Source organism: Paraburkholderia solitsugae (assembly GCF_013177695.1).
GTDB classification, from domain to species: domain Bacteria; phylum Pseudomonadota; class Gammaproteobacteria; order Burkholderiales; family Burkholderiaceae; genus Paraburkholderia; species Paraburkholderia solitsugae.
Genome location: NZ_WOEY01000122.1, coordinates 44,133 through 56,629, shown reverse-complemented (window position 1 = coordinate 56,629; position 12,497 = coordinate 44,133). Strand labels below are relative to the sequence as shown.

At 60.2% G+C, this 12,497-nt stretch carries 13 protein-coding genes; 5 read left to right on the top strand and 8 right to left on the bottom strand.

Features of this window, described 5'->3' with window-relative positions; all coding sequences use genetic code 11:
• Positions 1 to 19: 19 nt before the first annotated feature.
• The 5 genes from GNZ12_RS30705 to GNZ12_RS30685 all read right to left on the bottom strand — a co-directional run bounded on the left by GNZ12_RS30705 (position 20) and on the right by GNZ12_RS30685 (position 3,597).
• Complete coding sequence (locus tag GNZ12_RS30705) at positions 20 to 166, bottom strand: hypothetical protein (RefSeq protein WP_172315887.1); 147 nt, start codon at positions 164 to 166, stop codon at positions 20 to 22.
• Between the two features lies 1 nt (position 167).
• On the bottom strand, positions 168 to 2,060 hold the full coding sequence (locus GNZ12_RS30700) for an amidohydrolase (protein ID WP_172315886.1): 1,893 nt from the start codon (positions 2,058 to 2,060) through the stop codon (positions 168 to 170).
• Positions 2,057 to 2,347: a DUF1427 family protein gene (locus GNZ12_RS30695; protein WP_172315885.1), complete on the bottom strand. Its 291-nt coding sequence runs from the start codon at positions 2,345 to 2,347 to the stop codon at positions 2,057 to 2,059. The genes GNZ12_RS30700 and GNZ12_RS30695 overlap by 4 nt, the downstream gene beginning before the upstream one ends.
• 192 nt (positions 2,348 to 2,539) lie before the next feature.
• The gene (locus GNZ12_RS30690) at positions 2,540 to 3,226 is read right to left on the bottom strand and encodes a hydrolase (RefSeq protein WP_172315884.1); all 687 of its coding nucleotides are present in this window, start codon (positions 3,224 to 3,226) and stop codon (positions 2,540 to 2,542) included.
• A 29-nt stretch (positions 3,227 to 3,255) separates the two neighbouring features.
• A complete protein-coding gene (locus GNZ12_RS30685; protein ID WP_172173804.1) occupies positions 3,256 to 3,597 on the bottom strand; it encodes a carboxymuconolactone decarboxylase family protein in 342 nt (113 codons plus the stop codon).
• A gap of 296 nt (positions 3,598 to 3,893) precedes the next feature.
• Between GNZ12_RS30685 and GNZ12_RS30680 the strand changes: the two genes are divergently transcribed.
• Positions 3,894 to 4,649 carry a TrmB family transcriptional regulator gene (locus GNZ12_RS30680; protein ID WP_172315883.1) on the top strand — a complete coding sequence of 252 codons (756 nt, stop codon included), beginning with the start codon at positions 3,894 to 3,896 and terminating at the stop codon, positions 4,647 to 4,649.
• Between the two features lie 95 nt (positions 4,650 to 4,744).
• Here GNZ12_RS30680 and GNZ12_RS30675 read toward each other — a convergent pair whose 3' ends face one another.
• The gene (locus GNZ12_RS30675) at positions 4,745 to 6,106 is read right to left on the bottom strand and encodes an MFS transporter (RefSeq protein ID WP_172315882.1); all 1,362 of its coding nucleotides are present in this window, start codon (positions 6,104 to 6,106) and stop codon (positions 4,745 to 4,747) included.
• Positions 6,107 to 6,247: 141 nt separating this feature from the next.
• Entirely contained in the window at positions 6,248 to 7,111 is an 864-nt protein-coding gene (locus GNZ12_RS30670; RefSeq protein ID WP_172315881.1) for a VOC family protein, read from the bottom strand.
• A gap of 253 nt (positions 7,112 to 7,364) precedes the next feature.
• Here GNZ12_RS30670 and GNZ12_RS30665 point away from each other — a divergent pair, with 253 nt between their 5' ends.
• Together GNZ12_RS30665 and GNZ12_RS30660 are read left to right on the top strand one after the other, a co-directional pair.
• Positions 7,365 to 8,009, top strand: coding sequence for a DUF1326 domain-containing protein (locus tag GNZ12_RS30665; protein WP_172315880.1), 645 nt, complete (start codon positions 7,365 to 7,367; stop codon positions 8,007 to 8,009).
• Positions 8,006 to 8,797: a DUF2182 domain-containing protein gene (locus GNZ12_RS30660; protein WP_172315879.1), complete on the top strand. Its 792-nt coding sequence runs from the start codon at positions 8,006 to 8,008 to the stop codon at positions 8,795 to 8,797. The genes GNZ12_RS30665 and GNZ12_RS30660 overlap by 4 nt, the downstream gene beginning before the upstream one ends.
• An 83-nt stretch (positions 8,798 to 8,880) precedes the next feature.
• On the opposite strand, the gene GNZ12_RS30655 is transcribed toward GNZ12_RS30660, so the two are convergent.
• Entirely contained in the window at positions 8,881 to 9,336 is a 456-nt protein-coding gene (locus GNZ12_RS30655; protein WP_172315878.1) for a lipocalin-like domain-containing protein, read from the bottom strand.
• 596 nt (positions 9,337 to 9,932) lie between these two features.
• Between GNZ12_RS30655 and GNZ12_RS30650 the strand changes: the two genes are divergently transcribed.
• On the top strand, positions 9,933 to 11,603 hold the full coding sequence (locus tag GNZ12_RS30650; protein WP_172315877.1) for an MASE1 domain-containing protein: 1,671 nt from the start codon (positions 9,933 to 9,935) through the stop codon (positions 11,601 to 11,603).
• On the top strand, positions 11,584 to 12,249 hold the full coding sequence (locus GNZ12_RS30645; protein ID WP_172315876.1) for a response regulator: 666 nt from the start codon (positions 11,584 to 11,586) through the stop codon (positions 12,247 to 12,249). The genes GNZ12_RS30650 and GNZ12_RS30645 overlap by 20 nt, the downstream gene beginning before the upstream one ends.
• Positions 12,250 to 12,497: the final 248 nt, after the last annotated feature.

The window sequence follows — 12,497 nt, the reverse complement described above, 5'->3', positions numbered from 1 at the left end:
TTGAAAGCCCTTTGAGGTTTTACTGAACACCGGCACGGCCGGAGGATTGCTTGATGCCGGCAAGGCATGTCGCCATGACGAGCGCCGTGCGTGCCACCAGCGGCAGCCGGCGCTGCGCGAGCAACGCAGCGATCCAGTGCGGATTCCTTTGGGCGTCTGTACCCATGTCAGACCGCCCAGCAGGCGCAGCCGAGCGCGCCCCAGAACGAGCGCAAATCGGACGCCGGCGCGTTGTTCGACCAGGCGCGCGCATGGTCGTGGCCATGCACGGCACACCCATTCGAGCAGCCGCACGATAACGCCGCCATCTGCTGCAACGACGCCTCGCCTTCGCCCTTCGAGTCCTTCCACGCCGCGAACCCGCCAAAGCGGCGCACGGGTGACCATTCGGGCATTGCCGGAGGTGGAGCGCTGTCGTCGAGATGAGCGAACGCCGCGCTGCCATACACAACGCGGCCGCCGACAATCGTCAGATCCGACACCGTGTGCGCGATCTCGTCCTCAGGGCAAGCGAAGAAGTCGCGGTCGGGAACGATCAGGTCCGCGAGCTGGCCCACGACGATCTGACCTTTCTTGCCTTCTTCGTTGGAGAACCAGGTGACCTTCTCGGTCCACATCCGCAGCGCCGTATCGCGGTCCAGGCGATTACGCTGCGGATAGAGGCTCAGACCGCCGACCGTCTTGCCCGTCACGAGCCACGCAAGCGATACCCACGGGTTGTACGATGCGACGCGCGTCGCGTCCGTGCCCGCCGACGTTCGTACGTTCTTCTCGAGCATCCGCGCGATGGGCGGTGTCGCCTCGGCCGCTGCCGCGCCGTAGCGTTCGACGAAATACTCGCCCTGGTAGGCCATTCTGTGTTGCACCGCTACGCCTCCGCCGAGCGCCGCGATACGGTCCATCGATCGTTCGGAGATCGTCTCGGCATGGTCGAAGAACCAGTGGATGCCATCGAGCGGAATGTCACGGTTGACCTTCTCGAAGACATCCAGCGCGCGGCTGATCGTCTCGTCATAGGTTGCGTGCATGCGCCATGGCCAGCGGTTTTCGGCGAGCACGCGCACGACCTCTTCCAGTTCATGTTCCATCTGCGGCGGCATGTCCGGGCGCGGCTCGCGGAAGTCCTCGAAATCCGCTGCGGAGTACACCAGCATCTCGCCCGCACCGTTGTGCCGGAAGTAGTCGTCGCCCTGCTTGTATTTCGATGTCTTCGTCCAGTTCAGGAAGTCCTGCTTCTCTGCCTTCGGCTTCTGCGTGAACAGGTTGTACGCGAGACGCACCGTCATCTGTCCGTCGCTGGAAAGTTTTTCGATGACCTGGTAGTCCTCCGGATAGTTCTGGAAGCCGCCGCCCGCGTCGATCACACCCGTCACGCCGAGCCGGTTCAGCTCGCGCATGAAATGGCGCGTCGAATTGAGCTGATAGTCGAACGGCAGCTTTGGCCCCTTCGCCAGCGTTGCGTACAGAATCGACGCATTCGGTTTGGCGAGCAGCAGCCCCGTCGGGTTGCCGTCGCCGTCGCGCATGATCTGTCCGCCGGGAGGCGCCGGCGTGTCTTTCGTGTAGCCGACCACACGCAGTGCCGCGGCGTTCAGCAACGCCCGGTCATAAAGATGCAGGATAAAGACGGGCGTCTCGGGTGCGACGGCATTCAACTCCTCGATGGTGGGCAGCCGCTTCTCGACGAACTGGTGTTCGGTGAAGCCGCCCACCACGCGGACCCATTGCGGTGGCGGCGTAATCGCAACCTGGCGCTTGAGCATGTTCATCGCATCGGCCAGCGACCGCACACCGTCCCACCGCAGTTCCATATTGAAGTTCAAGCCGCCACGCACGACGTGCGTATGGTTGTCGATGAGCCCCGGCAGAACGGATCGTCCCTTCAGATCGATGACCTTTGTCGCCGTACCGGCCAACGACATGACGTCGGCATTGTCGCCAACGGCCGTGAATTTCCCGTCCTTGATGGCGATCGCGCTCGCTGTCGGGTTCGCACGATTCAGCGTCGTGAAGCGGCCGTTGTGCAGAATCAGGTCGGGGGTTTTTGCGGAAGTGTTCATGAGCGGGTCTCCTCGTTGCCAGTAATCTTGCGAGCAGTCGTGACGCCGGAAATGCCGTGCTGCAATGTGCCGGATGCTGCGGTCGCCTCGTCCGATGCGCGCGACATCGCTGCGTGAATGGCGGCGGAGACATATTGCTTGCTGACGGGAACAAGCTGCTCTCCACCGAGAATGCCGAGCAGCCCGACCAGCGCAACGAGCGGCGGGGCCGGCGACCGTACGCCAATCAGGTGGTAGACGACACCGACGAGAACGCCGGCACCTAGTGAAAACAGATAGAGTTTCATCGGTTAATCTCTCTTGCAGCTTGCTCAAGACGGGATCGCTTGCGGTCGTTGCGGCTCCAGCACGGTGAAGTGGCCATCGGGCCGAATCAGATCGGGGCTGTCTTAACTGGATATCATATGTACTCCTGATGGCCGGCGGCGCCTTGCCGTACGGCCGGAATCATGACATCAGTTGAGACAGTGGGTGGCCGATTACCTGGCCGGAACTGCGGGCACGATCTCGTGGGAACCGTTGGCGCGCTGCGGCGCCTTGTGCACCATCGTGTATGCGTAGTCCACGCCCATGCCGTATGCACCAGAGTGTTCCCTGACGACGTTCATGACGGCGTCGTACGTGTCGCGACGCGCCCAGTCACGCTGCCATTCGAGCATCACCTGTTGCCACGTCACGGGCACGACGCCGGCCTGGATCATGCGCTGCATCGCATAGTCATGCCCGTCCTTCGACGTGCCGCCCGAGGCGTCTTCAACCATGTAGATCTCGTAGTCGCCTTCCAGCATCGCGCTGAGTGCAAAGGTGTTGTTGCAAACCTCTGTCCACAGGCCGGAAACCACGATCTTCTTGCGTCCATTCGCGGCCAGCGCGTCACGAACCTTCTGGTCGTCCCAGGAGTTCATCGACGTGCGTTCGAGCACCGGCTGACCGGGAAACACGTCGAGCAGTTCGGGGTAGGTAAAGCCCGAGAAGCTTTGCGATTCGACCGACGTAATGGTGGTGGGAATGCCGAATAGCTTCGCTGCCTTGGCGAGACCTACCACATTGTTCTTCAGCACCTGCCGATCAATGGATTGGACGCCGAATGCCATCTGCGGTTGTTGGTCGATGAAAAGCAGCTGGGAGTTTTGCGGCGTCAGTACTACAAGCTTGGGGTTGCTCATGATGGGTTCCTTTCAGTGTGGTTGGGTGATCAGGCTTGCTTCAGTTTGTCGATGGCATCCAGCACGTGCGTGCTGTACGTGATGGCAGCGCCGGTGTTCAGGTTGATGGCGACACCCAGCGCTTCTGCGATTTCCGCATCAGACACGCCGAGCTTGACGGCCTCTGCCGAATGAAAGGCGATACAACCATCGCAGCGCGTGGTGACTGCGACGGCCAGCGCGATGAGCTCACGCGTCTTCGCGCCGAGATGGTTCGTGTTGGCGCCCGCACCAGCGATGAGGCCAAAACCGCGAAGGGTGTCCGGCGTGCGTGTGGACAGTTCCTTGAGGCGAACATTGATGTCCTGAATCGTTTCTTTCCACTCAATCATGAGATGACTCCAATAGGGATACATGGGGAGTAGGCGCACGAGCGGGCCACTCAACCGGCCCACGGTTTGCCTCGCTTCGGATCGATGTGATTCATCGGCTCCGGGCGTCAACGAATTGACTGAGATGAATGCTAGTCGCGGCCGTGAAGCGCGTCCTTGAAATACGCTCAGATCTTGCAATAAATTCGTTATCTATTTGATTATTATGGACTTTGTGTGTACTATTCAAGCGAACGAATCGGCATGTAACGACCATCACCCCTGCCTAACGGTGGGCGAACATGAGGTTGGCGAACATGAACCTTGTTGAGATGCTCCAGGCCGCCGGCATCGACGGAAACAAGGCCGACTTCTATCTGGCCTCGCTCGAACTCGGCGAGGCCACCGTCGCTTCGATCTCCCAGAAGGCGGGCATCGGCCGCACCAACGCATACGAAGTGCTCGACCGGCTGCTCGCCGACGGACTCGTCGCGACCGTGCAGAAAGGCGCGCGCAGCTATGTGATTCCGCAGGATCCGATCGCGCTGCTCAGGCGTATCGAGGCGCAGCGTCAGCTCGTTCAGGAAGTGCTCCCGCGGCTGCGCTCAATTCACAACTCAGCGGGTGGAAAACCGCGGGTGCGCTATTTCCCGGGTATCGAAGGGATCAAGACTGTGCTCAACGAAACGCTCGAATGTCAGAGTAAAGAGTTGCGCGCGGTGATGTCTAACAGCGAGCTGTTTCAGACGCCGGGTTTTGAGGCCATCAGGGACGTCGCGGTGCGACGCATCCGTGCGGGTATCAATCTGCGCGTGATCCGCTCAGGCCCCGGCGATACGCGCGATCTGTGGCGATCGTCGAAGCGCGATCTCCGTGAACTCCGCTTCGCGCCCGCCGATTTCGAAGTGGGTATCACGACCTATCTCTACGACGACACCGTGGCCTTCGTTTCATCGCGGGCCGAGCACTACGCGCTGTCCATTCAAAGCGCGGAGTTCTTTGCGTTCGAGTGCAGTCTGTTCGAAGTGCTATGGAGCACGAGCACGCCCGATCGATCCGACAAACCCGCGTAAACCGCTTTCATTCGCACCGGGGGTACTGCGCGTCAAGGATCAACGCCCGTCGAAGTGCCTTGAATATTTAAATAGGACGGTAGCGCGACGGTCTCCTAAAGCTTGACGGAACCAAGAAGCGTTCGAGCACCTTCAGACGCCTTGAGCGTGGCCTCAAAGCGTCCCATGCCAAACATGCTGAGTGCAGCGACGATAGCGGGAACCGCTACCAGCATGAACATGATGGGCAGGCCAAGATGCATGGCTAGCAGCACTCCGCCGACCATCGAGCCCACGATCGAACCCACCCGGCCAATGCCTAGCGCCCAACTCACGCCGGAGGCGCGGCTGGAGGTTGGATAGTAGGCCGCCGCATGTGCATTGACGCCAGTCTGCGAGCCGCCGGTCCCAAGACCAGCCCCAAAGACCGCGATCACCAGCACCGGCAACGACGAAGCGATGCCGATGAGCAGGATGAACACCGCGGCAATAAGGTAGGAACTTGCGAGAACCAGACAGGGACTGTGCTTGTCCATCAGGCGGCCGATCAGCACGGCGCCGACCGTGCTGCCCAAGGGCAGCGCCGCGGCGATCAGTGCAGTCATACTCAGAGGAACGCCTGTGTTGTTAATGACCGTCGGTAGCCAGCTGGTGAGCAGGTAATACACCAGCAGACTCATGAAGAAGGTGAGCCAGAGGCAGACGGTGCCGACGATCACGCCCTTGCTGAAAAGGTTGCGGACCGGAGAGCCCTTGACCTTGTTCTCGGGGACAGTAAACGTCGTATGGTCGAGCGTCTCCTGCGGCGCGATGCGCCGGAGCGTGCGAGCCACCTGCGCTTGCATCCGGCCGGACAGCGCCAGGTACCGGACAGACTCGGGCAGAAGCCATACCAGAACCGGCAGCAGCATCAACGGCATTGCCCCACCGAATAGCAGCACGCCCTGCCAGCCATACAGCGGAATGAGCTGCGAGGCGACCACGCCCCCCAATGCCCCGCCTAACGTGAAGCCGCAGAACATGCTCGTCACCAATAGCGAGCGCTGTTTCTCGGGACCGAATTCGGATGTCATCGTAATGGCCGTAGGCATGGCTCCGCCGAGACCCAGGCCGGTCAGGAATCGCAATAGTATGAGTTCGCGCAGAGAAGTCGCGTAGGCGGACCACAGGCACATGGCGCCGAAAAACGCCACTGAAAGGCAGAGTATGGGCTTGCGCCCAAATCTGTCGGCAAGCGGACCGAAGAGGAGCGCGCCTATCATCAGACCGAAGAGGCCGCCGCCGAACACTGGCGCCAACTGAAGCGCGCTCAATGCCCATTGCTTCCTGATGGCAGGCGCGATAAATCCAGCTGTCGCCGTATCGAAACCATCGAACGCGACCGTCAGAAAACACAGCGCGACGATCAGAAGCTGATACGTCGAGAGCTTGTGCGAGTTGATGAAGTCCTGAACATCAACCGTTCTGATCGTCGCCATGGCGTTCTCCCGGCAGTCGCGGAATCCAGGCTATCTGTTCGAGTTGGGTGCCGGCAGGAAGCCTGCGCCCGCGCATTCTCAGCACGCCGTCTTCGGCAGCGTTGATGTTCTAGCGCGATCAACAATGAATCTGGTCACGCGTCAGGTTCGAAACTCCGGAATGTCTGGTTTGGCGCCCCACATGCAAAAACCGGTGGAATCGAACGGGAACTGGCGGGGGCACCAGGTCGCCTCCTCGTCCGGCCTGATCAGGCGAACGCCTGTCGAATATTCATAAGTCATTCCGTCAGGCCCCTCGAAGTAAAGAAAGACGGCGCCCGAAGTCGGATGCCGCCCGGGTCCGAACCGAATGGGTATGCCCTGTTCACGCAGGGTGTACCAGGCACGCATGAGGTCGTCGATGCTTTCAACCTGGTGATTGATATGTTGAATGCCGGCGAACGAGGACGGAAAGAGGGCGATCCTGTGATGCACCTCGTCGATCCTCAGTAGCGGTGCAGGCCCGATCCAGTCGCTAACGCGCGCATTGCACAGCGTCGTCCAGAACATCTCGTCGCGTCGGGGATCGCTGGTGCGCAGCCCCACATGGCTGAAACCGGTGATTCCGGCGTCGCGTGACGGAAAATAACGACGGCCGCTATGCAGGGCGCCGAACACCAATTCGATCTGGTTGCCAGACGGATCCCTGAAACCGATGAAGGCACGTACCCGACGTTGGTCGCACTCGTCGCGACTGCCGGCGTGTATGCGGAAACTGTTCTGTTCCAACACCGCACCCGCGTGTTCGAGCGCCTCGTTCGCGACGACATCGAATGCGATGGTATGGTCGTTTGGATCGCCCTCGAAGTAGACCAGCGTGTGATCGCGCTCATCGGAGCGCAAGTAGACCCACCCGCCCTCGCGGCGCACCAGCTGTAATCCAAGGATATCGACGGCATACTTCGTCGCGGCGTCAATGTCGCGGGTACCGAGCCGAACATACCGGAGTTCGTGCAAATTGATCATGAACGGGACCCTGCGGTTCGCTTATCTCCAAGGATAGGCGGCATTACCCCTGTGTGCACAATGTCCGTACTTGCTCGCCTTGGTGCTGCTTCGGGCTGGAGACGGAAAGAACGGCTGGCCGCTGAAGGGTTTGATGCCGCGCCTCCTCCTGGCTCGCCCGCGCGCCCAGTCAACCCAAACTTTGACTTCCTTCCCCCTGCCATACACTTGATTCGAAGCACGCTACTCGTCGCGGAGCACAAGGAGAACAACCATGACTCCCTGGGAAATCCAAGGCACCGAACTGATCACCTGCAATTGCTCATACGGTTGCCCGTGCCAATTCAACGCACTGCCGAACAACGGCTTCTGCGAAGCGATGGGCGCCATCTCGATCACCAATGGTTACTACGGCGACGTGCGACTCGACGACCTCAACATCGCGGTCGTGTTTCAGTGGCCGGGACCGATCCACGAAGGCAAGGGCAAGTGCCAGCCGATCGTCGACGAACAGGCCAGCCCGGAGCAACGCGAAGCCATTCTGAAAATCATGACGGGGCAGGACACCGAGCCGTTCGCCACAATGTTCTCCGTATTCGCATCGACGCTCGAGCAGGCATTCGATCCGATCTTTACGAAGATCGACTTCGATGTCGATGTCGATACCCGACGCGGCCGGATTCATGTCGAGGGCGTATTCGACGTTGTCGGCGAACCGATCCGCAATCCGGTAACGGGTGACGAGCATCGTGTCCGAATCGACTTGCCTCACGGCTTCGAATATGAGCTTGCCGAGATCGGCTCCGGCACCAGCCGCTCGCAAGGAAACATCGCACTGGATCTCAAGGGGACTTACGCGCAGTTCGCGCGACTGCACTTGAATAACAAAGGACCGATCCGGCATCGCGCTGCCGCATGAGCAGCATCGAGGATATCCTCGGACGTGAGCGCGTCATCACCGCGCTCGGCATTGTCGCTGTCGTCGCGTTGTCGTGGGCCTACTTGTGGACGGGCGCCGGAATCGGCATGTCCGCGCTCGAGATGACGGCCGTCGCGCTGTTCCCGCATCGACTGGCAGACGGCGGTGGGGGAATGGATCCGTCGCTGCCCACCGTGATCCTCATGTGGTGGGTGATGATGATTGCGATGATGACGCCCAGCGCAGCGCCGCTCGTCCTGTTGTATCGACGCGTATTGCGGCACCATGCCGCGATCGAGGCCAGGTCGGCCATCCCGTCGTTGTTTCTCCTGGCCGGTTACCTGAGCGCATGGCTGGCATTCTCGATCTGCGCGGCATCGCTGCAGAAGGTGCTGCAACCGACCGGCCTCATTTCGGAAATGATGTTGTGGTCGAAGAGCGCGCCCCTTTCCGCGATCGTTCTGGCCGCGGCGGGCGTCTATCAGTTCTCGCCGCTCAAGCGCGCCTGCCTGACGCAGTGCCGTTCACCCGTGAATTTCCTCACCGCGCACTGGCGTCCTGGCGTCGCAGGCAGCTTCCTGCTCGGGATGCGTCATGGCATTTACTGCGTGGGCTGCTGTTGGCTGCTGATGGCGTTGTTGTTCGTCGGTGGCATTATGAATCTCGTCTGGATCGCCGCGCTGTCGCTAATCGTTTTCGTGGAAAAAATCCTGCCCGGCGGTGAGCGTGTCGGCCGCGTGCTGGGCGTCGTGCTGATCGCCTGGGCAGGCGTCACCCTGCTGGTGTGATCGGCTTCTCTCTTCTCACACGGTCATTCAAATGACCGAACAGCACGGGGCCGCATCCGAAAACCGACTTTCCGTAGGGATATCTACTCGACCTTAACCCAGATCAACACCGACGAGCTTTCCTTGCCGGTGAGTGCGTTCCTGGCGGGCAGGGTCTTTGTGTACAAGGTCTTGCCCTCAATTCGAAACTGGCGCACTTGGGTTGTGCCCGTCCATGACTGGTTCCACGAAGCATCAACATGGTGACTAATCTTGTCGCCCTCAATGCTATAGGTCCCCGCATAGGCGACTAACCCATTGTAGAGTTCGACGCGCTCGGCCTCGGTGGGTACGAAGCTGTTAGGCGCCTTTCGCCCTTCCTTGACCAGAATGGCAGACATCCGGCAGTCAGGACCGTAGCTGAGATAACCGCTTGGATGCGCGCCGAACAACTCGGTCTTCTCGCCGGTAGCCAGGTCTTCGGTCGTGTTTGACTGTAGCGCCCACGTTCCTAGCTGCGGGCCGGTGCAATTCTGCCGCTCTTGCCCGATTGCTTGCATGCTCGAGACACAAAGCACGCAGCACACTATGACAGCAGAGTGCTTCATCTGGCCTCCCTCTGACGAAGCGGGCCCTTCACAATTGGCACGCCGTGTGGCTGGAAACTGAGTCGTGCTCTTTGGCCCCGTCCACTCCGGTCTCACGGTGCGACCTGGCGTTCCGTGTGTCTGTGGACACTGCTCTCAATCGTTTGCTGGGGCAATTAATCGCGCATGAATCGTTATAGTTCGTGGTGTTCCGTTCCAGGGGGAAACATGAATCGGGAGTGCGGTTTGGGGGCGCCAATCTCGTCATTGTCGGAATTACGCTGGTCGGAGGTGGTTATGAGTGGGTGCCAAGACTGACAAAATAACGATGCGACACTCGCCTGAACGAACTCGCCCTGTACTGCGATGACGATCCTTCGTATGCGCGATGGCGCGCAGAAGAATTCTGACGCGGCTTCATAGTAGTTTTGGTCGCCTTCATATGAGGAATGTGACCTGTGTAATCCCGGCATCAATTTCGCCATATTGATAGGTTCATCAGGATTGCTGCTTGCGGGCTGTGCCGGGACGCGTGGGGCATTGCTCGCATAGGGGGTTTGAAGCGAACCATGGCCATTATTCGGGGCGATTCCAGGTTTCGACTCTTCCTGCTCACCGGGCTTGTGGCATTGGCTTACTACGCAGGCGCAAAAGTAGGGCTTGCTTATGCGATAGTGGGCGGCGCAGTGTCTCTGGTGTGGCCCTCCAGCGGCATCGCCCTTGTTGCACTGGTCGCTCTGGGCTTCGAAGTTGCCCCCGGAATCGTCATTGGCTCCTTCCTGGCCAACGTGTCGGTGGGCGTGCCCTTGCCAGTGGCCGCTGTGATTAGTGCCGGCGCGATAGTTGCAGCCTTGACGGCAGCAATACTGTTGAACCGCGTAGCCCGATTCCAGATCACCCTCGATCGCATCAAAGACGTGTTAGCCCTCATTGCCCTGGCTGCGGTGCTCAGCACGGCAGTGAGTGCGCTGATTGGTGCGACCGCCGTATTCGGAGGGGGCTTGATGCCGGCCGCCGAATACGGCGCAGCCTTTCTGAAATGGTGGCTCGGTGACATGATGGGCGTGCTGGTGGTGGCTCCGCCCCTGCTCAGCTTGCTCGCGTATCCGAACCCCATCCGCTCGGCGGAGCAGGCCGTGGAGGCGTGCGGACTGACCATTGCGACCTTCTGGGTGAGCTACCTCATCTTCGGCGCCCCGCAACTTGCCGGACACGGCTACTATCCTGCAGCCTTGGCGATCTTTCCGTTCATTATCTGGGCGGCTCTGCGCTTCGATCACCTGGGCACCAGTCTCGCGACCTTGATGGTCTCAGTCGTGGCCATCTGGGGTACCACCCACGGCACGGGCCCCTTCGCCGCCAAATCTCCGGTGGATAGCCTCGTGAGGTGGTGCACCTTCGCGAACGTCGTGGCGGTAACCGGACTGCTGCTGGTGGCGGCACGTGCTCAGGAGCAGCGCGTCCATCGCCTGCTGCAGGCCTCCTACATCGAATTGGAACGGCGCGTAGAGGAGCGAACCGAAGACCTGGAGAAGACGAACAGTGAACTCAAGGAGGAGATCGCGCAACGCCGTCTGTTGGAAGAAGAACTGATCCAGATCGGCGATCAGCAGCAAAGACTCTTCGGCCGGGAACTGCATGACGGACTTGGGCAACACCTGACCAGCCTGGGTCTGTACTGCGCCGCCTTGAATCAGAAACTCCAGACGCAGGGCCACCCAGCCGCCGCCGATGCCGCGACCATCGTCGGATTGGTGAAGCAGTCGTCCTTGATGACCCGCAGGATTGCCCATGGCCTGGACCCGGTCGCCATTGAATATGGTGGCCTTGCGGCCGCACTGCATGGGCTGGCGGAAACGGCTCGCACGCTGAATGGCATAGACTGCATTCTGCGGATCAAGCCAGATGTAGACTTACTGGATCCGCCTACTCAGATCAACCTGTATCGTGCGGCACAGGAAGCAGTCAACAACGCGCTGAAATATAGTGAAGGCCGCCACATCTGGATCGACTTGGAGCGCGTAGGCGGCTTGCAGACGCTTTCAATCAGTGACGACGGGGTGGGCGTCGGCCCGGAACAAATGGCGCGTGCCTCGGGACTGGGACTCCAGAACCTGCGTCACCGGGCGAGTCTTCTGGGCGGCTCTTGCACGGTGGCCCGCAATGCTTTGGGTGGCACCACGGTCGCCATCAGCTATCCGATACCGGAGCGCCCAGACCATGCACGGGAAGTCGTCTAACCCAGGGCGCGCGACCCAAATCCTGATCGTGGATGACCACCCCATCATCCGGGAGGGGATGACGCACTTGCTGAATCTGCAAGAGGATCTGCACGTCTGCTGTGCGGCCGGCAACGCCGAAGAAGCCCTGGCGGCAATGGCCTGCCAGCCCGACATGGCCATTGTGGACATCAGTCTGCAATCGGACTCTGGCCTGGATCTTGTCAAGACCCTCCGCCATCGCTACCCAACTTTGGCAATCCTCGTTCTCAGCATGCACGACGAAAGCCTGTTTGCCGAACGCGCACTACGGGCCGGGGCAAACGGGTATCTGATGAAACTCGAGGCCACAGACCATGTCGTGAGCGCCATCCGCGAAGTGCTGGCAGGCAATATTTATTTGAGCGCCGCCATGCATGAAAAGCTGGCGCGAGCCCTTGCGGGTCCAAAAAAAGTGCCGGCGGGCCCAATTGCGAGCCTTTCGGAACGGGAATTCGAGGTCCTGCACCTGATCGGACTCGGCTTCAGCACCCGCGAAATCGCCGCGAAACTGAATCGGAGCGTCAAGACCATCGAGGCACACCGGGCCAACATCAAAGAAAAGTTGAATATCCGTAGCGGCAACGAACTGATGCGCTTTGCAATTCAGTGGATCGAGAGCCAATAGCGCGGAGCCCAGTCACTGACTGAATAAGGCAATCCCCTAGCCTCGTTTAGGAACAGTGCCTTATTCATGCGCATGCGGTCAGCGCATACAGTGCAGTGGTACCTGTCGGCATGCCGCAACCCGTGGACGGGGTGGGCAGTCGAAACCCAGCAACTCCACGAGGATCGCCGCCAAGTTGCAGGCGATGAAAATAGATCCAGGCTGGATGCACCAGTCCTATCCTGGAGCGGTCGCGATACAGAAAAGGC